The sequence below is a fragment of the Bacillus sp. GW821-FHT01G09 genome (genome assembly GCF_059422205.1).
This window is the reverse complement of the sequence record NZ_JBWKWL010000001.1, coordinates 619471-641086: the sequence shown is the minus strand read 5'-3', so window position 1 is coordinate 641086 and position 21616 is coordinate 619471. Positions and strand designations below refer to the sequence as shown.

26 protein-coding genes are annotated in these 21616 nt (G+C 45.0%); 23 read left to right on the top strand and 3 right to left on the bottom strand.

All coding sequences use genetic code 11. The features are described 5' to 3' along the window. Positions 1 to 82 precede the first annotated feature (82 nt). The 9 genes from fsa to AC07VD_RS03165 all read left to right on the top strand — a co-directional run bounded on the left by fsa (position 83) and on the right by AC07VD_RS03165 (position 9098). Positions 83 to 721, top strand: coding sequence for a fructose-6-phosphate aldolase (gene fsa / locus AC07VD_RS03205; protein ID WP_003227626.1), 639 nt, complete (start codon positions 83 to 85; stop codon positions 719 to 721). Between the two features lie 378 nt (positions 722 to 1099). Next, on the top strand, positions 1100 to 2389 hold the full coding sequence (gene murA / locus AC07VD_RS03200) for a UDP-N-acetylglucosamine 1-carboxyvinyltransferase (protein WP_003227628.1): 1290 nt from the start codon (positions 1100 to 1102) through the stop codon (positions 2387 to 2389). Between the two features lie 30 nt (positions 2390 to 2419). After that, positions 2420 to 3385, top strand: coding sequence for a class II fructose-bisphosphatase (gene glpX / locus AC07VD_RS03195; protein WP_003242962.1), 966 nt, complete (start codon positions 2420 to 2422; stop codon positions 3383 to 3385). A gap of 214 nt (positions 3386 to 3599) precedes the next feature. Further along, the gene (locus AC07VD_RS03190; protein ID WP_003227632.1) at positions 3600 to 3761 is read left to right on the top strand and encodes a hypothetical protein; all 162 of its coding nucleotides are present in this window, start codon (positions 3600 to 3602) and stop codon (positions 3759 to 3761) included. 30 nt (positions 3762 to 3791) lie between these two features. Beyond that, positions 3792 to 5075 carry a transcription termination factor Rho gene (gene rho / locus AC07VD_RS03185; protein WP_003221939.1) on the top strand — a complete coding sequence of 428 codons (1284 nt, stop codon included), beginning with the start codon at positions 3792 to 3794 and terminating at the stop codon, positions 5073 to 5075. Between the two features lie 118 nt (positions 5076 to 5193). Beyond that, complete coding sequence (gene rpmE / locus AC07VD_RS03180; RefSeq protein ID WP_003151132.1) at positions 5194 to 5394, top strand: 50S ribosomal protein L31; 201 nt, start codon at positions 5194 to 5196, stop codon at positions 5392 to 5394. 88 nt (positions 5395 to 5482) lie between these two features. After that, positions 5483 to 6070 carry a thymidine kinase gene (locus AC07VD_RS03175; protein WP_024572668.1) on the top strand — a complete coding sequence of 196 codons (588 nt, stop codon included), beginning with the start codon at positions 5483 to 5485 and terminating at the stop codon, positions 6068 to 6070. 289 nt (positions 6071 to 6359) lie between these two features. Further along, complete coding sequence (gene malS / locus AC07VD_RS03170; protein WP_003244309.1) at positions 6360 to 8057, top strand: oxaloacetate-decarboxylating malate dehydrogenase; 1698 nt, start codon at positions 6360 to 6362, stop codon at positions 8055 to 8057. A gap of 81 nt (positions 8058 to 8138) precedes the next feature. Then, positions 8139 to 9098 carry an AEC family transporter gene (locus AC07VD_RS03165; protein WP_003242497.1) on the top strand — a complete coding sequence of 320 codons (960 nt, stop codon included), beginning with the start codon at positions 8139 to 8141 and terminating at the stop codon, positions 9096 to 9098. A 33-nt stretch (positions 9099 to 9131) separates the two neighbouring features. Here the strand turns inward: AC07VD_RS03165 and racA are convergent, their stop codons facing one another. Continuing rightward, entirely contained in the window at positions 9132 to 9686 is a 555-nt protein-coding gene (gene racA, locus AC07VD_RS03160) for a chromosome-anchoring protein RacA (protein ID WP_015251007.1), read from the bottom strand. A gap of 121 nt (positions 9687 to 9807) precedes the next feature. After that, positions 9808 to 10194, bottom strand: a complete 387-nt coding sequence (gene gloA2 / locus AC07VD_RS03155) for an SMU1112c/YaeR family gloxylase I-like metalloprotein (protein ID WP_003227644.1) — start codon at positions 10192 to 10194, stop codon at positions 9808 to 9810. Positions 10195 to 10319: 125 nt separating this feature from the next. Between gloA2 and prfA the strand changes: the two genes are divergently transcribed. Genes prfA through AC07VD_RS03140 form a run of 3 tightly spaced genes read left to right on the top strand, consistent with a single transcriptional unit; the run spans position 10320 to position 12605 of the window. Further along, positions 10320 to 11390: a peptide chain release factor 1 gene (prfA, locus tag AC07VD_RS03150; protein WP_003227645.1), complete on the top strand. Its 1071-nt coding sequence runs from the start codon at positions 10320 to 10322 to the stop codon at positions 11388 to 11390. Between the two features lies 1 nt (position 11391). Next, positions 11392 to 12258 carry a peptide chain release factor N(5)-glutamine methyltransferase gene (gene prmC, locus AC07VD_RS03145; protein WP_021480814.1) on the top strand — a complete coding sequence of 289 codons (867 nt, stop codon included), beginning with the start codon at positions 11392 to 11394 and terminating at the stop codon, positions 12256 to 12258. Positions 12259 to 12317: 59 nt separating this feature from the next. Beyond that, positions 12318 to 12605, top strand: a complete 288-nt coding sequence (locus AC07VD_RS03140; RefSeq protein WP_003244050.1) for a DUF5316 family protein — start codon at positions 12318 to 12320, stop codon at positions 12603 to 12605. 16 nt (positions 12606 to 12621) lie between these two features. Here the strand turns inward: AC07VD_RS03140 and AC07VD_RS03135 are convergent, their stop codons facing one another. After that, a complete protein-coding gene (locus AC07VD_RS03135) occupies positions 12622 to 12984 on the bottom strand; it encodes a UPF0715 family protein (protein ID WP_014478265.1) in 363 nt (120 codons plus the stop codon). 140 nt (positions 12985 to 13124) lie between these two features. Between AC07VD_RS03135 and spoIIR the strand changes: the two genes are divergently transcribed. The 11 genes from spoIIR to atpB all read left to right on the top strand — a co-directional run bounded on the left by spoIIR (position 13125) and on the right by atpB (position 21597). After that, a complete protein-coding gene (spoIIR, locus tag AC07VD_RS03130; protein ID WP_003227654.1) occupies positions 13125 to 13799 on the top strand; it encodes a stage II sporulation protein R in 675 nt (224 codons plus the stop codon). Between the two features lie 66 nt (positions 13800 to 13865). Continuing rightward, a complete protein-coding gene (locus AC07VD_RS03125; RefSeq protein WP_015714871.1) occupies positions 13866 to 14309 on the top strand; it encodes a GNAT family N-acetyltransferase in 444 nt (147 codons plus the stop codon). Between the two features lie 156 nt (positions 14310 to 14465). Further along, on the top strand, positions 14466 to 15506 hold the full coding sequence (locus AC07VD_RS03120) for an L-threonylcarbamoyladenylate synthase (RefSeq protein ID WP_494721554.1): 1041 nt from the start codon (positions 14466 to 14468) through the stop codon (positions 15504 to 15506). 78 nt (positions 15507 to 15584) lie between these two features. After that, complete coding sequence (locus AC07VD_RS03115; RefSeq protein WP_003227661.1) at positions 15585 to 16142, top strand: manganese efflux pump MntP; 558 nt, start codon at positions 15585 to 15587, stop codon at positions 16140 to 16142. A 75-nt stretch (positions 16143 to 16217) separates the two neighbouring features. Further along, positions 16218 to 16670, top strand: coding sequence for a protein arginine phosphatase PrpB (gene prpB / locus AC07VD_RS03110; RefSeq protein ID WP_014481190.1), 453 nt, complete (start codon positions 16218 to 16220; stop codon positions 16668 to 16670). A 156-nt stretch (positions 16671 to 16826) separates the two neighbouring features. Beyond that, on the top strand, positions 16827 to 17276 hold the full coding sequence (gene rpiB / locus AC07VD_RS03105; protein ID WP_003221910.1) for a ribose 5-phosphate isomerase B: 450 nt from the start codon (positions 16827 to 16829) through the stop codon (positions 17274 to 17276). Positions 17277 to 17288: 12 nt separating this feature from the next. Then, entirely contained in the window at positions 17289 to 17831 is a 543-nt protein-coding gene (locus AC07VD_RS03100) for a TIGR01440 family protein (RefSeq protein WP_003227667.1), read from the top strand. Positions 17832 to 18037: 206 nt separating this feature from the next. Then, positions 18038 to 19285 carry a serine hydroxymethyltransferase gene (gene glyA, locus AC07VD_RS03095; protein WP_003227669.1) on the top strand — a complete coding sequence of 416 codons (1248 nt, stop codon included), beginning with the start codon at positions 18038 to 18040 and terminating at the stop codon, positions 19283 to 19285. A gap of 134 nt (positions 19286 to 19419) precedes the next feature. Further along, complete coding sequence (gene upp / locus AC07VD_RS03090) at positions 19420 to 20049, top strand: uracil phosphoribosyltransferase (protein ID WP_003227670.1); 630 nt, start codon at positions 19420 to 19422, stop codon at positions 20047 to 20049. Between the two features lie 422 nt (positions 20050 to 20471). Then, the gene (gene atpI, locus AC07VD_RS03085; RefSeq protein ID WP_003243159.1) at positions 20472 to 20855 is read left to right on the top strand and encodes an ATP synthase subunit I; all 384 of its coding nucleotides are present in this window, start codon (positions 20472 to 20474) and stop codon (positions 20853 to 20855) included. Positions 20856 to 20862: 7 nt separating this feature from the next. Then, on the top strand, positions 20863 to 21597 hold the full coding sequence (gene atpB, locus AC07VD_RS03080) for a F0F1 ATP synthase subunit A (protein ID WP_003242621.1): 735 nt from the start codon (positions 20863 to 20865) through the stop codon (positions 21595 to 21597). The last annotated feature ends 19 nt before the right edge of the window (positions 21598 to 21616 follow it).

Below are 21616 nucleotides of genomic sequence, written 5' to 3'. Positions count from 1 at the left end.
CAGGCGGTTTTCCGTCTATCTTTAGAAAGCGCAATCATATTCGCAGTTCAGAAAATTTCTTAATCAGGGAGGCTTTTTGAAAATGTTATTCTTTGTTGATACAGCCAATATCGATGAAATTAGAGAAGCGAATGAATTAGGAATTCTCGCCGGTGTAACGACGAATCCTAGTTTAGTAGCAAAGGAAGCTAACGTATCATTCCACGACCGTCTTCGCGAGATCACAGACGTCGTGAAAGGGTCTGTAAGCGCAGAGGTTATTTCTTTGAAAGCTGAGGAAATGATCGAGGAAGGAAAAGAACTGGCGAAGATCGCTCCGAATATTACGGTGAAAATCCCAATGACGTCTGACGGTTTAAAAGCGGTAAGAGCACTTACTGACTTAGGCATCAAAACAAACGTCACATTGATCTTCAATGCAAACCAGGCGCTTCTTGCTGCCAGAGCGGGGGCAACATATGTATCTCCATTCCTGGGACGTTTAGATGACATCGGCCACAACGGGCTTGACCTGATTTCAGAAGTTAAACAGATTTTTGACATTCACGGCCTTGACACGCAAATCATTGCAGCGTCAATCCGCCACCCGCAGCACGTGACAGAAGCTGCTCTTAGAGGGGCTCATATCGGCACAATGCCGCTGAAAGTCATTCATGCGCTCACTAAACACCCGTTAACAGACAAAGGAATCGAACAATTCCTGGCAGACTGGAACAAATAATGAAAGGGGCGGCAAACAGCTTTATGCCTGTTTGCCGCGGCCTTTGTATTTCACCGACCTGATACAGCGGATCTTCAGATGCTGACGCCGCTTTACAGAGAAGGAATCATTGGGCTGCAGAAGCTGATATCGGAATGAAGGGTATGCGTACTGCTTTTGCCGGATGACGACGATGTCTCTCGAGCCGGCGGGTCTCTGTGCATCTTTTGAAACCTGTACCCCCCAAAGCTTCGCTATTTTCTTCCTGATATTTTACAATGTGTTGTATTCTTTCTCTTCGAATTGGCTAGATTTTGGACATGAGCTTTATTTGCAGAGACAGAATAAAATGACATTTTATTTAGCTCCGCAGCTATCTTCTTATGGAAGGAGACTATCATGGAAAAGTTGAATATTGCCGGCGGTGACTCGTTAAACGGTACAGTACATATCAGCGGCGCTAAAAACAGCGCTGTTGCGTTAATACCTGCAACCATTTTGGCAAATTCCGAGGTGACAATTGAAGGGCTTCCAGAGATTTCAGATATTGAAACGCTGCGTGACCTGTTAAAGGAAATCGGCGGCAACGTGCATTTTGAGAATGGGGAAATGGTTGTTGACCCTACGTCGATGATCAGCATGCCGCTTCCTAACGGGAAAGTAAAAAAGCTTCGCGCGTCATATTATTTAATGGGGGCGATGCTCGGCCGCTTCAAGCAGGCGGTCATTGGATTGCCTGGCGGCTGTCACTTAGGGCCCCGTCCGATTGATCAGCATATCAAAGGCTTTGAAGCACTCGGAGCTGAAGTAACCAATGAACAAGGCGCCATTTATTTGCGAGCTGAAAGGCTGAGAGGCGCACGGATTTATTTAGATGTCGTAAGCGTTGGGGCAACGATTAACATTATGCTCGCCGCTGTTTTGGCAGAAGGGAAAACGATCATCGAAAACGCTGCCAAGGAGCCTGAGATCATTGACGTCGCGACATTGCTTACCAGCATGGGCGCCAAAATCAAAGGTGCGGGCACCAATGTGATTCGAATCGACGGCGTGAAGGAACTGCACGGCTGCAAGCATACGATCATTCCGGACAGAATTGAGGCCGGGACATTTATGATTGCAGGGGCTGCAATGGGCAAGGAAGTCATTATCGATAACGTCATTCCCACTCATCTAGAGTCGTTAACGGCAAAGTTGAGAGAAATGGGCTATCATATCGAAACAAGCGACGACCAGCTCCTCATTGTCGGCGGGCAGAAGAACTTAAAGCCGGTTGACGTTAAAACCCTCGTATACCCGGGGTTTCCGACTGATTTACAGCAGCCGATGACGGCGCTACTGACAAGGGCGAAAGGGACGAGTGTCGTCACAGACACCATCTACTCGGCAAGATTCAAGCACATTGATGAGCTGAGACGAATGGGTGCCAATATGAAAGTAGAAGGCAGATCTGCCATCATCACAGGTCCTGTCGAGCTTCAAGGCGCAAAAGTGAAGGCGAGTGATCTGCGTGCCGGAGCCTGCTTGGTGGTAGCCGGACTGATGGCTGATGGCGTCACGGAAATTACGGGACTGGAGCATATTGACCGCGGATACAGCAGCCTTGAGAAGAAGCTTGAGGGGCTTGGAGCGACAATTTGGCGTGAAAGAATGACTGACGAAGAAATAGAACAGCTTCAAAATTCATAATGGTTTCTTGTGAGAGGAGATCGTGTTGAAATGGAAAGAAGTTTATCAATGGAATTGGTACGTGTGACCGAAGCTGCGGCATTGGCATCAGCAAGATGGATGGGCCGGGGAAAAAAAGATGAGGCTGATGAAGCGGCAACAAGTGCAATGAGAGACGTTTTTGATACAGTGCCGATGAAAGGGACTGTTGTAATCGGTGAAGGGGAAATGGACGAAGCGCCAATGCTGTATATCGGGGAAAAACTCGGAAACGGGTACGGCCCGCGCGTGGATGTCGCAGTTGACCCTCTTGAAGGCACAAACATCTTAGCAAGCGGCGGCTGGAATGCGCTGACGGTTATCGCGGTCGCAGACCATGGCACGCTTCTGAATGCTCCTGACATGTATATGCAAAAAATCGCAGTCGGTCCGGAAGCGGTGGGCTGCATTGACATCGAAGCACCTGTCATTGACAATCTTAAAGCGGTGGCAAAAGCGAAAAACAAGGACGTTGAGGACGTCGTTGCCACAATTTTAAACCGTGAAAGACACGCAAAAATCATTTCCGAGCTTCGTGAGGCCGGCGCCAGAATCAAATTGATCAATGACGGCGATGTCGCAGGCGCCATCAACACGGCTTTCGACCACACGGGCGTTGATATCCTGTTCGGATCAGGCGGCGCTCCTGAGGGTGTGCTTTCCGCTGTTGCGCTAAAAGCACTCGGCGGAGAAATCATTGGTAAACTTCTTCCGCAAAGCGAAGAAGAAATCACTCGCTGTCACAAAATGGGCCTTGATTTAAGCAAAGTCCTTCGCATGGAAGACCTTGTGAAGGGTGATGACGCGATTTTTGCAGCTACAGGGGTTACTGACGGCGAGCTGTTAAAAGGAGTTCAATTCAAAGGCTCTGTCGGTACAACTGAAAGCTTAGTTATCCGTGCAAAATCGGGCACTGTTCGTTTCGTTGACGGCAGACACAGCTTGAAAAAGAAACCAAATCTTGTAATCCGTCCATAACAAACAGAAAAAGCGGGTGTGAGCCCGCTTTAACTTTTGCAGAAAAGCGTCAACTCTATCAATTCCGTGTCAAAACCTTATTTCAGTTGAATAATTTTTTGAAATAAGGTAAAAATAAAGAGTGCTGCGAATTTTACTGCGTAATACCTTCTTTTAAGCACTAGGAAAGTTTCAATTTCTACCGCATACAGACGATATAAGTATTGATCTTCTCATGTTTTTGTCCTCGCTTCCTTCAAAACTCATTAAGACAATCCTTTTAACAAAAGCGCCGATCATGGGTGGAAGTGTTACCGATAGAAGTTCCTTTATGTTAAAAAAAGAATGTGCTTTGGCGGATGTTGTGCAAAAGCAGCAGATGACATGTTCAGAGTAAGATATTGACTATGAAAAGCGTGGTGTTTTTATGAAAGACGTATCTATTTCCTCTTTGGAAAATATGAAATTGAAAGAGCTTTATGAACTTGCAAGACATTATAAAATCTCCTATTACAGCAAACTGACAAAAAAAGAACTCATTTTCGCCATTCTGAAAGCGAATGCAGAACAGGAAGATCTGCTGTTTATGGAAGGCGTTCTTGAGATCATCCAGTCTGAAGGTTTCGGCTTCCTGAGACCGATCAACTACTCTCCAAGCTCAGAAGACATTTACATCTCAGCTTCACAAATCCGCCGTTTCGATTTGCGGAACGGAGACAAAGTATCAGGCAAGGTTCGCCCGCCAAAAGAAAATGAGCGTTACTATGGACTTTTGCACGTTGAAGCAGTAAATGGGGATGATCCCGAATCTGCAAAAGAGCGTGTGCATTTCCCGGCTCTTACGCCACTTTATCCGGATCGTCAAATGGTGCTTGAAACAAAGCCGAACTTCTTGTCTACAAGAATTATGGACATGATGGCGCCGGTTGGATTTGGACAGCGCGGATTGATTGTTGCGCCGCCGAAAGCCGGAAAAACGATGCTGCTGAAGGAAATTGCCAACAGCATTACAGCGAACCAGCCTGAAGCAGAGCTGATCGTGCTTTTAATTGACGAAAGACCTGAGGAAGTAACCGATATCGAGCGCTCTGTAGCTGGGGATGTCGTCAGCTCAACGTTTGATGAAGTGCCGGAAAACCATATCAAAGTGGCCGAGCTTGTGCTTGAACGTGCAATGCGTCTCGTGGAACACAAAAAAGACGTCATTATTCTGATGGACAGCATCACACGGCTTGCCCGCGCCTACAACTTAGTGATTCCGCCAAGCGGAAGAACGCTTTCCGGGGGGATTGACCCAGCGGCGTTCCACCGTCCGAAACGCTTCTTCGGGGCTGCGAGAAATATCGAAGAGGGCGGCAGCTTAACCATCCTTGCTACGGCTCTGGTCGATACAGGTTCACGTATGGATGATGTCATTTATGAAGAATTCAAGGGAACAGGCAACATGGAGCTCCATCTTGACCGCTCTCTTGCCGAGCGCCGCATCTTCCCTGCCATCGATATTCGCCGTTCAGGAACGCGCAAAGAAGAGCTGCTTGTGCCTAAAGAGCATCTTGATCGTTTATGGTCTATCCGCAAAACGATGTCTGATTCACCTGATTTCGCAGAAAAGTTCATGAGAAAAATGAAAAAAACCAAAACAAACCAGGAATTTTTCGATATTCTCAATCAAGAATGGAAACAGGCAAATCTATCATCTGCAAGAAGGTAAATTGTATTTGCAAAAGAAGTAAATCACTGATATAATTTTCTCATATGCGTTTCGGACAATGCTCCGAAATAATAACTCTGTTTCCACACGGGATTCAGGGCGGAAGGAGATGGATACAATGAAAGCAGGAATTCATCCTAATTTCAAAAAAGCAACAGTTAAATGCGCTTGCGGAAATGAATTTGAAACAGGCTCAGTAAAAGAAGAGGTACGCGTTGAGATTTGCTCTGAATGCCACCCATTCTACACTGGCCGTCAAAAATTCGCTTCTGCTGATGGTCGTGTTGATCGCTTTAACAAAAAATACGGTCTTAAGTAATAATAGATTTCTCAACAGGCAAGCAGCAGTCTTGCCTGTTTTTTATATTGTCTAAAACACAGCTGGCAGAGAGAGGGGAGCGAAGCCTATGTACATAATGAAACAAAGCGGGTGGCTTGAGCTGATTTGCGGCAGCATGTTCTCAGGGAAATCTGAAGAGCTGATCAGAAGAGTGAAGAGAGCAACTTATGCCAAGCAGGAAGTCAGGGTATTTAAGCCTGTAATTGATAACCGATACAGCGAAGCTGCTGTTGTCTCCCATAATGGAACATCGATGACGAGCTATGCCATTTCGTCTGCTGCGGACATTTGGGATCACATCAGTGAAAGTACAGATGTGGTTGCGGTTGATGAAGTGCAGTTTTTTGATCAGGAAATTGTTGAGGTTTTATCATCTCTTGCCGATAAAGGCTACCGTGTGATAGCAGCAGGCCTTGATATGGATTTTAGGGGAGAGCCGTTCGGTGTCGTCCCGAATATCATGGCGATTGCGGAAAGTGTGACAAAGCTGCAAGCCGTCTGTTCTGTTTGCGGATCACCGGCGAGCAGAACACAGCGCCTCATTGACGGCAAACCTGCTTCTTACGATGATCCGGTCATTTTGGTTGGTGCATCTGAATCATATGAAGCAAGATGCAGACATCATCACGAAGTCCCAGGAAAATCTAAAAAATAGTCCAAAACATGGGTATAAAGATAGAATGCACCGGCTAAAAACACCGGTGTTTTTTTTATATTCTGATAATATGCAATTAAAAAATTTAAATAAGTATATTAAAAAATTAAGTAATTTTCTTCCCTTGAATTTTGATTTTGACAGGCATACAATAGCTTACGTAATGTAAATAGTTTTGAGACATTGTTCGAATAATTGTCACAAAGTCGCATAAAGATCATGATCGGTCATATTTTAGATGGGTTATTACTTAACTTGGTTAACTATTTCAAGAAAGAAGGAGATTTGCTTGAATAACATAAAAAAAACGAAAGAAGGCCACTTAGAAACAACTCTTAGAGGAAAAGAAGTTTTATCTATTCCTACTTTAAATAAAGGCGTTGCTTTTTCACTAGAAGAAAGACAAGAACTCGGCTTAGAAGGGCTTCTGCCGCCAACTGTACTTTCTCTTGATCAACAAGCACAACGCGCGTACGAGCAATTCCAAGCGCAGCCTGACCGCCTTCGTCAAAATGTTTACTTAAGTGATCTTGCAAACCGTAACGAAGTTCTTTTCTATAAATTGCTGAAAAACCATCTTCGCGAAATGCTTCCTGTTGTGTACACGCCAACAGTTGGTGAAGCGATTCAGGAATACAGCCATGAATATAGAAGACCTCAAGGAATCTACTTGTCAATCGACAACATTGACGGTATTGAAAAAGCGTTTGAAAACCTTCATGCGACAGCAGGCGATATTGATCTTATCGTTGCTACTGACTCCGAAAGCATTCTCGGTATCGGTGACTGGGGTGTAGGCGGTATTAATATCGCAATCGGTAAATTGGCTGTTTACACTGCTGCAGCTGGTATTGACCCTAGCCGTGTTATCCCGGTTGTGCTTGATGTCGGTACGAACAACGAAAAACTTCTAAACGATCCTTTATATATTGGTAACAAGCATGAACGTGTTCAAGGTGAACGCTACGAAGCTTTCATTGACGCTTATGTAAAAGCTGCATTGAAATTCTTCCCTAAAGCGCTTCTTCACTGGGAAGACCTTGGCAACAAAAATGCACGCAACATCATGAAAAAATACAATCATGAAATCCTGACATTTAATGATGATATTCAAGGTACTGGCGCGATTACACTTGCAGGTGTGCTTGCCGCTATGAAAAAAACCGGCGCTTCTATTAAAGATCAGCGTGTTGTTATCTTCGGTGCTGGTTCTGCTGGTATCGGTATTGCTGACCAAATCCGTGACACAATGGTGCTAGCCGGATTATCTGAAGAAGAAGCTAACAAACGTTTCTACACACTTGATTACAGAGGCTTGCTGACTGAAGACATCGAAGGCATCCTTGATTTCCAAAAACCTTACCTTCGCAATGCGGATGAAGTGAAAGACTGGAAGCGCGATGAAAAAGGTCAAATTCCATTCGATGAAGTGGTTCGTCAAGCGAAACCAACGATCTTGATTGGTACTTCTGGGGTTTCAGGTGCATTCACAGAGGAAATTGTAAAAGAAATGGCATCTCACGTAGACCGTCCGGTTATCATGCCGATGTCTAACCCGACTCACCTTGCTGAAGCTGTTCCTGAAGATCTGTTCAAATGGACTGACGGAAAAGTGCTTATTGCAACAGGAAGCCCATTTGACAATGTAGAATACAACGGTGTTTCTTATGAAATCGGACAATCTAACAACGCATTCGCGTTCCCTGGTCTTGGACTTGGTTCAATTGTAGCTGAAGCGCGTATCATTACACCTGCTATGTTTGCAGCAACTGCTGATGCGATTGCTGAAATGGTTGATCTTGAAACACCTGGAGCAGGATTGCTTCCAAGCATTGATAAGCTTCAAGAGGTTTCTATCCAAGTTGCGATTGCCGTTGCTGAAGCAGCAATTAAAGACGGCGTGGCAAATCGTCAGCCTGAAGATGTGAAACAAGCGGTACTTGATGCAATGTGGACACCTGAATACAAAAAAGTCATCGCGAAATAATTAGCGAGTAAATTTTTCTGTCCGAGGGAAAGCTTTTTGTAAAGCTAAAGTATACGGACATAGGATTTGGAGGAGAATATTTTGAGCATCTTAGATATCTTAATCCTCCTGGCGCCGATCTTCTTTGTTATCGTGCTGGGTTGGTTTGCAGGACATTTTGGAAGTTATGATGCCAAGTCGGCAAAAGGGGTAAGTACGTTAGTAACGAAATACGCACTTCCAGCTCACTTTATCGCTGGTATTTTGACAACTTCCAGAAGTGAATTTTTATCACAAGTACCTTTAATGATTTCTTTAATTATTGGGATTGTTGGTTTCTATATCATCATTCTTTTGGTTTGCAGATTTATTTTCAAGTATGATTTAACGAACTCATCTGTATTTTCTTTGAACTCTGCACAGCCGACATTCGCATTTATGGGTATCCCGGTATTGGGAAGCTTATTCGGAGCGAATGAAGTTGCGATTCCGATCGCGGTCACAGGTATCGTGGTTAACGCGATTCTTGATCCGCTCGCGATCATTATCGCTACTGTTGGTGAGTCTTCTAAGAAAAACGAAGAGAGTGGCGACAGCTTCTGGAAGATGACAGGAAAATCAATCCTGCATGGTCTTTGTGAGCCGCTTGCGGCTGCTCCGTTAATCAGTATGATCTTAGTGCTGGTTTTCAATTTCACTCTTCCTGAGCTGGGTGTTAAAATGCTTGATCAGCTTGGAAGCACAACATCTGGTGTTGCTCTCTTTGCTGTCGGTGTTACCGTTGGTATTCGTAAAATTAAACTCAGTATGCCGGCTATCGGTATTGCGTTACTAAAAGTTGCGGTTCAGCCTGCGTTAATGTTCCTGATTGCTCTTGCTATCGGACTTCCAGCTGACCAAACAACAAAAGCAATCCTTCTTGTTGCATTCCCTGGTTCTGCCGTTGCAGCCATGATTGCGACTCGTTTCGAGAAACAAGAAGAAGAAACTGCAACTGCGTTTGTGGTCAGTGCGATTCTGTCATTGATTTCACTTCCAATCATTATCGCGCTTACTGCGTAACAAAAAAAGCTCCCTTTACGGGAGCTTTTTGCTTTAGGTTTGAAATTTGAACAGTGACAGCAGCGGTTTTTTTCTTGTTTTGGTTTTTTCAGAAGCAGCAGCAGTCTCGGGGATCGGCTGAGCGGTGAATTCTTTCATTTGTGAGGTCAGTGATTGCAGATCTGCAAGAATATCATCGATTTCTCTGCGGTGCTGAAGCAGCTGGTAAGATACACCTTCATCGGCTTTTTGTTTCAGCTGGCGTTCCAGTTCCGACATCCTTGCCATCAATTCGCTTTCGTCCTGCCTTTGCTGTAAAAGGGTGTCCAGCTTTTGTTCAAGCTGCTCGATTCTTCGTTCTGTGTCGCTACTTGTTTTTTGGACAAGGAAGCCTGTGCGCTTTTTAGCGCTTTTCGGCAGATGAATATCCTGAATCGCCGTGCCTTCAGAGATTTGTTTTTGAACGGATTTTAGAACCTTCACGTCTTCTGCCGTGAACGAATAGTGTCCGAGCTCATTGCGTTCGGCCGGAAGATTCAGCTGCTTCACCCACCGCTGCACCGTTTTTGCGGAGACGCCGAGTTCACTTGCTACCATATTTGTATTCATGATCCCATACCTCCTTTTAAGCTAGGTATTCGACCATAGAATGCGGTTCCCTTCCCGTTAGACAAAACAAGAAAAGATTCGGCAAAGAAAGTGGGTATCTCCTTTTTTTCTTCAAAAACTGTTATTGTTCATACAGTTCTAATGGAAGCTGGTCAGGATCAAAAAAGAAGGTGAAACGCTTGCCGGTCAGCGGATCTGTTCTGATTGGCTCTGTTTCGATTCCTTTTTCATGAAGCTCTTGAACCGCTTTATCCAAGCTGCCGACTGTAAAGGCGAGGTGGCGCAGGCCTGCGGCTTCAGGCCGGGTTTGTCGTTCGGGCGGATCGGGAAACGAGAACAGCTCAATGACATACGAGCCGTTAAGCGACAAATCAAGCTTATAGGAGCCGCGCTCTTCGCGGTACGTTTCTTGAATCACCTGAAAACCAAGCTTATGTACGTAGAAAGCTTTCGACTTTTCGTAATCTGAACATATGATTGCAATATGATGTATGGATTTCAGCAACATCATCCCTCCTCGAATTCCAGTATAGCAGAGGGAGCTTTTCCAGCTGGGATTGAAATGCTTTTGACTGGGGTTAATCACTATACTATAATGAGAATGTTACGCACAGGAAAACAGAGGTGAAGACCGTGTTAGACCGTTTAAAATCAATTGAAGAACGATACGAGAAATTAAATGAGCTTTTAAGCGATCCAGAAGTAGTCAACGATCCGAAAAAGCTAAGAGAATATTCAAAAGAGCAATCTGATATACAAGAAACAGTTGACGTATATAGACAATACAGAGATGCGTCAGAACAGCTGGCTGATGCAAAAGCGATGCTTGAAGAGAAGCTGGATGCTGAGATGCGCGACATGGTGAAGGAAGAGATTTCTGAACTTCAGAAGGAAACGGAAACACTGTCCGAACGCCTGAAGGTGCTCCTGATCCCGAAAGATCCTAATGACGACAAAAACGTTATCATGGAGATCCGCGGGGCTGCGGGAGGCGAGGAAGCCGCTTTATTCGCGGGCAACCTGTACAGAATGTATTCCCGTTATGCTGAGCTTCAAGGCTGGAAAACAGAGGTCATGGAAGCGAATGTAACCGGAACGGGGGGCTACAAAGAGATCATCTTTATGATTACAGGAAGCGGCGCGTATTCTAAACTCAAATATGAAAACGGCGCCCACCGCGTGCAGCGTGTTCCGGAAACGGAATCCGGCGGCCGTATCCATACATCTACTGCAACAGTGGCATGTCTTCCTGAGGCAGAAGAGGTAGAGGTTGACATTCATGAGAAGGATATCCGTGTCGATACGTTTGCTTCAAGCGGACCGGGCGGACAAAGCGTTAACACAACAATGTCTGCGGTTCGTCTGACTCATTTGCCGACAGGTGTTGTTGTATCATGCCAGGACGAAAAATCTCAAATTAAGAACAAAGAAAAAGCAATGAAGGTTCTCCGTGCCAGAATCTATGATAAATTTCAGCAGGAAGCCCAGGCTGAATATGATCAAACACGGAAATCAGCAGTCGGATCAGGCGACCGCTCTGAACGTATCCGCACATACAACTTCCCGCAAAACCGTGTGACGGATCACAGAATCGGTTTGACGATTCAAAAGCTTGATCAGATTCTTGAAGGAAAACTTGACGAAGTGGTTGAAGCGCTGATTGTTGAAGATCAGGCAAGCAAGCTTCAGCAGTCGGAAGGTTAAGATGAAGACGATATTCGAAGCCCTGAAATGGGCTTCTTCTTATTTAACCGAAGCGGGAAGAGAAGAAAATGCGGCCGAGCTCCTATTGCTTTATGATACCGGAATGGAGAGAAGCAAACTGCTCGCAAGCTTACAGGAACCGATTGGTGAAGACGAGCTGTATCGCTTTAAGCGTCACGTTGAGATGCATAAAGAGGGCGTGCCGGTTCAATACATTATAGGAAAAGAGTTTTTTTATGGACGGGAATTTATGGTGAATGATGATGTGCTGATCCCGCGGCCGGAAACTGAAGAAGTTGTCTTTCATTTGCTTGAAAAATATCGGAGTGTCTTTTCTGAAGACGGCAAGCTCGAAGTTGTTGACGTTGGTACAGGGAGCGGCGCAATAGCCGTCACGCTTGCGCTTGAAAACCAAAGTTTTTCTGTGTCGGCGGTCGATATTTCGAAAGAGGCGCTGCAAGTCGCCTCTGCCAATGCAGAAAAACTTGGAGCGAATGTGCGCTTTTATCAGGGCGATCTGCTTGAGCCTTTTATTAAGGCGGGAAAAAAAGCGGATATCATTGTCTCAAACCCGCCATATATTTCAGAGGAAGAAATGGCTGATCTATCGGAAATTGTCCGTTTTCATGAGCCGCTGCACGCTCTCACCGATGGCGGAGACGGGCTGAAATTTTATAAGCGGTTTATGGAAGACATTCCGCTTGTCATGAAGGATAAAGTATTTGTCGTTTTTGAAATCGGATGGAACCAGGGAGCGGCGGTCAAAGACCTGATCCTCAAGGCGTTTAAGGGAGCGGAAGTGGAAGTGCTGAAAGATATTAATGGAAAAGACAGAACCATATGCGCTCTGATTCATAAAAATAAATAAGCAGCTTGCTGGCGAGTGAATGGATCAAGCTGTTTAACACCAGCAAAGGGGATGTAAACATGAAAAAGGCCCTGACAGCAGGAATCCTGCTCATTGCGATTGAGAGCATGATTGGCACCATTTTTCCGCAGGCTCTTTCATATGAAGCGATTTTTGGCGTTGCGTCTCTCGTTTTAGTGGGGCTCGCGATCATTACATCGGGTTTGGCTGTAAGCGGAAGCGATCAGCGGGCAAACTACCATTCAGAAACCAAAGAAGGCCGTACATCTCGCATGAAAATGGCGGCCGCTTTCTTTGTTGCGGCGATACCTTCCATTCTATGTTATTTGCTGACGATTTTGTTTTAATAAAAAAGGAAGCCTCTTAGGCTTCCTTTTTTTGCAGTAAAACAGAGTCCCATATCCAATAGATAAGAGCTGTTAATACAGCGAAAAGATAGAAGGCAGTATTTTGAAACAGAGATTGTCCCGAAGGCTGAAGCACGCCGAAAATGATCGCGTTAGCAATAAAAGCAGCGGCAAGGTAATACAGCAGATACAAAGGGCTGAACCGTTTCGGCTTTTTATTCATCATGATTTGAAGCGGCAGTGCGAAGATCAAATAAGGAAACAGAAAATAAAATGCCATTGTGATGAGAGCGGCAATGATAAATGAATGAATATAAATTACTGAATAAAGAACGGACATCGTGAATGCTGATAACAGCACTGTATAATTGTATTTCATCTTAAACCTCCTAAAACACTATCGTACCATAAATAAGATTAACAGCTTGCTAGATTTTTTTCACCCTGCACGTTTACCCCCGGCTCTCTTTGTCCATAATAGGGCTAGAAACAAAGCACGGAGAGGAACGGTGGGGACCGATGAAAAAAACAGTAATCATTTGTATATATATCTTTCTTTTACTATCTGGAGCGCTCGTAGGGCTGGCAAAAGAAGAGACGGCACAGAAATCGGAAAATCAGCCGGTGGTCATACCGGATCAGGCGATTCGTTTGAGAATATTGGCAAATAGCGATAGTGACCAAGACCAGCAATTAAAACGTCATATAAGAGACGCGGTGAATAAAGAAATCACAACTTGGGTAAAGGATATTACTTCTATTGAAGAAGCGCGTCGCGTGATTCGTTCAAAGCTGCCTGAAATCAAAGCAATTGCAAAGGAAACAATGGAGAAAGAAGGAGCGAATCAGTCGATATCCGTTGATTTTGACAAAATCTCGTTTCCGACAAAGCTTTACGGTAACATGGTATATCCTGCCGGTGAGTATGAAGCGATTTTGATTACGCTTGGAAACGGAGACGGCGCCAACTGGTGGTGTGTGCTGTTCCCGCCCCTCTGCTTTCTCGATTTTTCTAACGGGGAAGCCGTCAAAGAACAAGAAGATAAAGAAGCCTCAAAAAAGCAGACTGAAAAAGTGCTTGAGGACGTAACCGCTAAAGCGGAAAAAGCCAAAAAAGAAGAGAACGAAGAGAAAGAAGACGGCACAGAAGTGAAATTCTTTTTAGTCGAATGGATTTCCGACCTTTTTTCCTAATCATCTGGTCTAAAAATAGATTTGCCTCATAGATTGGAAGAAAGAACGCAAAAACGGGGTGAACGGATGTTTTATCAACTGCGGGTGGCAAGGGAAAAAGACGGAGATGTGCTCGAGGCATTTTTAAAACAGGCGAAAACCAGCTATGAAGGTGTGAAAGAAGGCTTCACTCAATTTCTTATGCTGGAGGACAGTGAGAAAAACATTGCCGGATGCCTCGGTATTGAAAAAATAAGCTGTGACCAGGGGCTGCTGCGATCACTTGTCATATCGGACAAGCTTCACCAAGGCCATATCGTCACGCTTTTTCAAAGCATGGAGGTGCTGTGCGAAAAGCATCAGATCAAAACCGTGTACCTAGTAGCAAATCAGCATTCCTCTGCGGATTTTCTGACGGCCATGGGTTTTGAAAGAGCTGATAGTGTACCGGAGGAGCTGTTTTCTTCTGATCACTTCTGTGAATCGCGGCAAACAGAAGGAGCCGTTTTGATGAAAAAAGCGTCTGGATAAGTGCAGTTTATACACATACTTATCCACTTCTTTATTAGCGTTGTCCACAATTTGTGGATAACGCTTGTTTTATTACAGGACATCTTTTATACTTTCAAAAGGATTACACGCGTAAAACAATCGTTTTATTGTTGTGAATAAGGAGTTTGGTCAGAAATGAAAACGAAAAGATGGTTTGTGGATGTAACTGACGAGTTATCCACAAATGATCCACAAATTACACAAGCAGCCGCTTTGCTCCGAGAAAATGAGGTCGTTGCCTTTCCGACAGAAACAGTATATGGCCTAGGCGCAAACGCAAAAAATACGGATGCCGTCAAAAAAATATATGAGGCGAAAGGGCGGCCGAGCGATAATCCCCTGATTGTCCACATTGCGGATATCAGCCAGCTTGAGGATTTAACGGGCCCAGCGCCGGAAAGGGCGAAAACATTGATGAAACGGTTTTGGCCGGGAGCACTTACGCTCATTCTGCCTTGCAAACCTGGTGCGCTTTCACCTCGTGTAACGGCAGGTCTTGAAACAGTTGCCATTAGAATGCCGGATCATCCGCTTGCTCTTGCATTGATTCGCGAATCGGGACTGCCGATTGCAGCACCGAGCGCCAATCTATCAGGCAAACCAAGTCCCACAAAAGCGGAGCATGTGGCACACGACTTGGATGGCCGCATAGCCGGTATTATGGATGGAGGCCCTACCGGAATCGGGGTCGAATCAACCGTGCTTTCATGTGCGGACGACATCCCTGTTCTCCTGCGTCCGGGCGGCATTACGAAGGAACAAATTGAAGCGGTGATCGGGCCGATTCATGTGGATAAAGGGCTCAGCGATCAAAACGAGAAGCCGATTTCTCCAGGGATGAAATATACACATTATGCGCCGACAGCGCCTCTTGCCATTTGCGAAGGCAGCCCAGAGCGCATTCAGCACCTCATTCAAGAATATCAACAGGGCGGAAGACGGGTCGGTGTCCTGACGACAGAAGAAAACGCGGGCGTTTATTCCGCTGATTATGTGAAGAGCTGCGGAAGACGGGCTCAGCTTGAGACTGTTGCGGCAGGGCTGTATGATGCTTTGCGCAGCTTTGATGAGAATAAGGTGGACTTTATTATTGCGGAATCCTTTCCGGACACAGGTGTCAGTCTCGCTATTATGAACAGGCTGATGAAAGCCGCCGGAGGAAGAGTGATTCGCTGAAAGCAGTCAGATGTTCTAACCCTTTTTGGACACGCATAGGCTAAAAAAGCGGGGCGTGTCCAAGGGGGTTATTTATGTATGTCGGATTTGTTTATAGGCGAACTGATTACATTAAGCATCATGGCGTTTGCTTTAGGGATGGATGCTTTTTCTGTCGGCCTTGGAATGGGCATGGTCAAACTTAGAAAGAAGCAGATATTCTATATTGGTTTCATCATCGGCCTCTTTCACGTCATCATGCCTCTCGCAGGGATGGCGGCCGGTAACATGCTGTCAGGGCTCCTCGGCGTGTTAGCGGTTTATATCGGTGGGGCGCTGCTTTTTGTTCTTGGGGTTCAAATGCTTATGGCCTCTTTTAAACAGTCAGAAGAACGATTCATGTCACCGGCAGGGCCGGGCTTATTGCTGTTTGCCATCGGCGTCAGCCTTGACAGCTTTTCCGTCGGCTTGAGCTTGGGGATATACGGCTCGCATCCGCTCCTCACAATTACCCTGTTCGGGCTGTTCAGCATGATGTTGACATGGCTGGGCCTGCTGGTCGGAAAACAAGTGCAGTCATGGCTTGGCACATACAGCGAAGCGCTCGGGGGCATCATATTAATCGTGTTTGGACTAAAGCTGCTTTTGCCAATTTAATATACCAATAAAAGAAACGAAGTCGCCGTTTCTTTTTTCTTCATATATAATAGAGAAAAATAAGGGGTGACTGACATGGATATTATTTTTGTCTGTACTGGAAATACGTGCCGCAGCCCAATGGCTGAGGCGCTTTTTAAATCAATTGCAGAAATGGAAGGGCTGAATGTCAATGTCCGCTCGGCAGGCGTGTTTGCTTCACCTAATGGGAAAGCGACGCCTCATGCAGTCGAAGCGCTGTTTGAAAAACACATTGCCCTTAATCATGTGTCTTCTCCATTAACTGAAGAACTTATGGAATCGGCTGATTTGGTTCTGGCTATGACCCATCAGCACAAACAGATCATTGCCAGCCAATTTGGACGTTATCGTGATAAAGTGTTTACGTTAAAAGAATATGTCACAGGCAGCCATGGTGATGTCATCGATCCGTTCGGCGGCTCAATTGACATCTATAAACAAACGCGAGATGAGCTTGAAGAGCTTCTTCGGCAGCTGGCAAAACAGCTGAAAAAAGACCGTAGATAAGTTGTCAGAAAATCTTCAAACAGGTCATTTGCAAATCCTGCGTGAAGGAGTAGAATATAGTGAAAAGCACATCATATGGTGTGAATCAAAGAGCGGACAGGCTGCGCGGTCAATAAAGCGGGCGGGCCGCATCACACACGCTGGGAGGAAAAGCAGATGAAAGTAGCCATTGCATCGGATCATGGCGGCGTTCACATTCGAAATGAAATCAAAGAGTTAATGGACGAATTGCAAATTGAATATATTGATATGGGCTGTGACTGCGGCAGCGGCTCTGTCGATTATCCGGATTATGCTTTTCCGGTGGCCGAAAAAGTGGTTAGCGGCGAAGTTGACAGAGGCATTTTAATTTGCGGGACAGGCATCGGCATGAGCATTTCCGCTAATAAAGTAAAAGGGATTCGCTGCGCGCTGGCGCACGATACCTTCAGCGCGAAGGCGACGAGGGAGCATAATGACACAAACATCCTTGCGATGGGTGAACGGGTGATCGGACCTGGTTTGGCTCGGGAAATCGCAAAAATCTGGCTGACTACTGAGTTTACCGGGGGAAGACACCAAACGCGTATTGGAAAAATCTCAGATTATGAAGAGAAAAACCTGTAGGGGTGCTGTTTAATGAATGAGTTGAAACAAACGTGGAAGACGATGCTGTCTGAGTTTCAGGACCAAGCGGAATTGAAACAAGATCAGCTCTTCGTCCTTGGATGCAGCACGAGCGAAGTGGCCGGCAGCCGGATCGGCACATCGGGCAGTGTAGATATCGCTGAAAGCATCTACAGCGGACTTGCCGAGCTTCGGGAAAAAACGGGAATCCATCTGGCGTTTCAATGCTGCGAGCATTTAAACAGAGCGCTTGTCGTCGAAGCAGAAACAGCCAAGCTGTTCAGGCTTCCAACCGTTTCTGCCGTGCCCGTTCCAAAAGCGGGCGGAGCGATGGCGTCTTATGCGTTTAAGCAGATGAAGTCTCCTGTTCTTGTTGAAACCATTCAGGCTGACGCCGGAATTGATATAGGCGATACGTTTATCGGCATGCATCTGAAGCCGGTGGCTGTCCCTGTGCGTGTCTCTCAAAACAGCCTCGGTTCAGCTCATGTGACATTGGCGCGTACACGGCCGAAACTAATCGGCGGAGTGCGGGCGGTTTATGAGTGCGAATGAAAGGACTGCATAGCCAGTCTTTTCTTTTATTTTAAGACAGTGAAATAAATTCCGAACTTTAAATTAAATTTAAGTTATCAATATTCGTTTTTACCAATAAAAATTTAGATTTTTTAAAAATAATCTTTTACATCGGCCTTAAAAACCATGTACAATAGTGATGGTAAAAACAAAGAACAGGATACGGATAGGAGAGGATCTCGCTGATGAAACATTTACCTGCGCAAGACGAACAAGTGTTTAACGCCATTAAAAATGAGCGTGAACGCCAACAGACTAAGATCGAATTGATTGCTTCTGAGAACTTTGTAAGTGAAGCAGTTATGGAAGCACAAGGATCTGTTTTGACAAATAAATACGCAGAAGGATATCCGGGCAAACGCTACTACGGCGGATGCGAGCACGTCGATGTCGTTGAAGATATCGCTCGTGACCGCGCGAAGGAAATCTTTGGAGCGGAGCATGTAAACGTTCAGCCTCATTCAGGCGCGCAAGCAAACATGGCAGTGTACTTCACGATTTTGGAGCAAGGCGATACTGTACTTGGGATGAACCTCTCCCACGGCGGCCATTTAACACACGGAAGCCCAGTCAACTTCAGCGGTGTTCAATATAACTTTGTTGAGTACGGCGTAGATAAAGAAACTCAATATATTGATTACGATGACGTGCGTGAAAAAGCCCTCGCTCATAAACCGAAGCTTATCGTAGCAGGAGCAAGTGCGTATCCTCGTACAATCGACTTTAAGAAATTCCGTGAAATTGCTGATGAAGTCGGCGCTTACTTCATGGTGGATATGGCACATATCGCAGGACTTGTTGCGGCAGGCCTTCATCCAAACCCGGTTCCTTACGCTGATTTCGTTACAACAACAACACATAAAACACTTCGCGGTCCTCGAGGCGGTATGATCCTTTGCCGTGAAGAGTTTGGCAAGAAAATTGATAAATCGATCTTCCCTGGAATTCAAGGCGGCCCGCTGATGCACGTTATTGCCGCAAAAGCTGTTTCATTCGGTGAAGTATTGCAGGACGATTTCAAAACATATGCACAAAACGTCATTTCAAACGCGAAACGTCTGGCTGAAGCCTTAACGAAAGAGGGCATCCAGCTCGTTTCAGGCGGAACAGACAACCACCTTATCCTTGTTGATCTTCGTTCGCTCGGACTGACTGGTAAGGTTGCGGAGCATGTACTTGATGAAATCGGTATTACGTCTAACAAAAACGCGATTCCATATGATCCTGAAAAACCTTTCGTAACAAGCGGCATCCGTCTTGGTACAGCTGCTGTAACTAGCCGCGGTTTTGACGGAGACGCTTTAGAAGAAGTCGGTGCTATCATTGCGCTTGCATTGAAAAACCACGAAGACGAAGGAAAACTTGAAGAAGCAAGACAGCGTGTAGCTGCTCTGACTGATAAATTTCCTTTATATAAAGAATTAGATTATTAAGATCCTAAAACCCGCTTGGGCTTATGCCCGGCGGGTTTTTTGACGATGTTCTTGAAACTCAATGTCTTTTTTTGTAGAATCAATAGAAGTGTGTAATTGTTGATGGGACAATAAAAAAGGAGCTGAAACACAGTATGGGAAAGGTTTATGTATTTGATCATCCTTTAATTCAGCACAAGCTGACATATATACGGAATGAAAATACAGGTACGAAGGATTTTAGAGAGTTGGTAGATGAAGTAGCTACACTCATGGCATTTGAAATTACCCGCGATCTTCCTCTGGAAGAAGTGGATATCAATACACCGGTTCAGGCTGCGAAATCGAAAGTCATCTCAGGAAAAAAACTCGGAGTGGTTCCTATCCTCAGAGCAGGATTGGGAATGGTTGACGGCATTTTAAAGCTGATTCCTGCGGCAAAAGTGGGACATGTCGGCCTTTACCGTGATCCAGAAACCTTAAAACCCGTGGAATACTATGTCAAGCTTCCTTCTGATGTGGAAGAGCGTGAATTCATCGTGGTTGACCCGATGCTCGCTACGGGCGGTTCCGCAGTTGAAGCCATTCACAGCCTTAAAAAACGCGGTGCGAAAAATATCCGTTTCATGTGTCTTGTAGCAGCGCCGGAGGGTGTGGAAGAATTGCAGAAGCATCATTCGGACGTTGATATTTACATTGCGGCGCTAGATGAAAAATTAAATGAAAAAGGTTATATTGTTCCAGGTCTCGGAGATGCGGGTGACCGCATGTTTGGAACAAAATAAAAAATGAAATCCCCAAAAGGGGGTTTCATTTTTTTATCCATTTTTTTGCTATTCGGTGAATCTGTATACAATTATAGGTGAAAATGTGAACATTCTGTGGAGACGTAAAGTATAAAAAGTTTTTTAACTTTAAACAGATTGACACATGTTAGGGGCTATTGTATGCTAAACGAGGGTATTATGAGAAGGTTTTCATAGCTTTCATTATAGTCCTCATCCTCAATGTAAATCCTCTCAGCAAACCCGTATTATGAGGATTTATTTAAGCGAATGAAACAGCATCCCTGCAAGGCTTGCGGATGAATGATTTTTTCGAACAGGCCCGTTTTGCCGGTCAAAAAAGGTCTTCTACTAAGGGTTAACCGCTGATTTTTGCCGTATCCAAGCTATACATTATTTTTTCATCAGGAGACAGATAATTGATGGACGATCCCAAGCTTACATTTAGCAGACAACGCAAATATTTATTGTTCATTTTGGCAGTGTATGTACTGGGTTATGGTTTAACAGCGTATAAAACCGTTTTTTTAGGCCTTATTCTGGGAACTGTTTTCAGTTTGTTTAATTTTTTACTGCTCGTCAGAAGAATGAATGCTTTTGACAGAGCTGTTGAGAAAGGAAAGTCCATACGATCTCTCGGGAGCGCAGCGCGGTGGTGCAATGCGATTCTTGCTGTGGCTGTTGCCTATAAAAATCCCGAATATTTTCATATGGCAAGTACAGTTATTGGATTAATGACAATATACCCTGTCATTATGATAGATTCCTTTATCCAGCTTAAACGTTCATCAATGGAAGAGAGGTGAAAACCCTTTGAATCATGGTTACAGAACTATAGAATTTCTAGGTCTTACTTTTAATCTGACAAACATTCTGATGATTACTGTGGCGAGTGTGATTGTTTTATTGATTGCTATATTGACGACAAGAACGCTTTCGATCCGTCCCGGAAAAGCCCAGAACTTTATGGAATGGATTGTTGATTTCGTCCGCAATATTATTGGCAGTACAATGGATTTAAAAACAGGGGCTAACTTCTTGGCACTTGGTGTCACATTGCTGATGTACATATTTGTGTCGAATATGCTGGGGCTGCCGTTCTCTATTACAATCGGACATGAGCTCTGGTGGAAGTCTCCGACAGCCGATCCTGCCATTACATTAACGCTAGCCGTGATGGTTGTTGCTTTAACCCACTACTATGGTGTGAAGATGAAAGGGCTCAAGGAATATTCCAAAGACTATTTAAGACCTGTTCCATTCATGCTCCCGATGAAAATCATCGAAGAGTTTGCGAATACGCTGACTCTAGGTTTGCGGCTGTATGGTAACATCTTCGCCGGTGAGATTCTTCTCGGCCTGCTTGCGGGATTAGCAACAAGCCATTATTCGCAAAGCGTGGCTCTCGGTCTTGTCGGTACAATCGGTGCCATTCTGCCGATGCTGGCATGGCAAGCATTCAGTTTATTTATTGGTGCTATCCAGGCATTTATCTTTACAATGCTGACGATGGTGTACATGTCTCATAAAATCAGTCATGATCATTAAAACATTATATCCAAACGGA

Coding starts and splice junctions, on each gene's coding strand:
- fsa (WP_003227626.1), top strand. CDS start 83: ATGTTATTCTTTGTTGATACAGCCAATATCGATGAAATTAGAGAAGCG.
- murA (WP_003227628.1), top strand. CDS start 1,100: ATGGAAAAGTTGAATATTGCCGGCGGTGACTCGTTAAACGGTACAGTA.
- glpX (WP_003242962.1), top strand. CDS start 2,420: ATGGAAAGAAGTTTATCAATGGAATTGGTACGTGTGACCGAAGCTGCG.
- AC07VD_RS03190 (WP_003227632.1), top strand. CDS start 3,600: ATGTTTTTGTCCTCGCTTCCTTCAAAACTCATTAAGACAATCCTTTTA.
- rho (WP_003221939.1), top strand. CDS start 3,792: ATGAAAGACGTATCTATTTCCTCTTTGGAAAATATGAAATTGAAAGAG.
- rpmE (WP_003151132.1), top strand. CDS start 5,194: ATGAAAGCAGGAATTCATCCTAATTTCAAAAAAGCAACAGTTAAATGC.
- AC07VD_RS03175 (WP_024572668.1), top strand. CDS start 5,483: ATGTACATAATGAAACAAAGCGGGTGGCTTGAGCTGATTTGCGGCAGC.
- racA (WP_015251007.1), bottom strand. CDS start 9,686: ATGAATACAAATATGGTAGCAAGTGAACTCGGCGTCTCCGCAAAAACG.
- gloA2 (WP_003227644.1), bottom strand. CDS start 10,194: ATGTTGCTGAAATCCATACATCATATTGCAATCATATGTTCAGATTAC.
- prmC (WP_021480814.1), top strand. CDS start 11,392: ATGAAGACGATATTCGAAGCCCTGAAATGGGCTTCTTCTTATTTAACC.
- AC07VD_RS03140 (WP_003244050.1), top strand. CDS start 12,318: ATGAAAAAGGCCCTGACAGCAGGAATCCTGCTCATTGCGATTGAGAGC.
- AC07VD_RS03135 (WP_014478265.1), bottom strand. CDS start 12,984: ATGAAATACAATTATACAGTGCTGTTATCAGCATTCACGATGTCCGTT.
- spoIIR (WP_003227654.1), top strand. CDS start 13,125: ATGAAAAAAACAGTAATCATTTGTATATATATCTTTCTTTTACTATCT.
- AC07VD_RS03125 (WP_015714871.1), top strand. CDS start 13,866: ATGTTTTATCAACTGCGGGTGGCAAGGGAAAAAGACGGAGATGTGCTC.
- AC07VD_RS03120 (WP_494721554.1), top strand. CDS start 14,466: ATGAAAACGAAAAGATGGTTTGTGGATGTAACTGACGAGTTATCCACA.
- AC07VD_RS03115 (WP_003227661.1), top strand. CDS start 15,585: ATGTCGGATTTGTTTATAGGCGAACTGATTACATTAAGCATCATGGCG.
- prpB (WP_014481190.1), top strand. CDS start 16,218: ATGGATATTATTTTTGTCTGTACTGGAAATACGTGCCGCAGCCCAATG.
- rpiB (WP_003221910.1), top strand. CDS start 16,827: ATGAAAGTAGCCATTGCATCGGATCATGGCGGCGTTCACATTCGAAAT.
- AC07VD_RS03100 (WP_003227667.1), top strand. CDS start 17,289: ATGAATGAGTTGAAACAAACGTGGAAGACGATGCTGTCTGAGTTTCAG.
- glyA (WP_003227669.1), top strand. CDS start 18,038: ATGAAACATTTACCTGCGCAAGACGAACAAGTGTTTAACGCCATTAAA.
- upp (WP_003227670.1), top strand. CDS start 19,420: ATGGGAAAGGTTTATGTATTTGATCATCCTTTAATTCAGCACAAGCTG.
- atpI (WP_003243159.1), top strand. CDS start 20,472: ATGGACGATCCCAAGCTTACATTTAGCAGACAACGCAAATATTTATTG.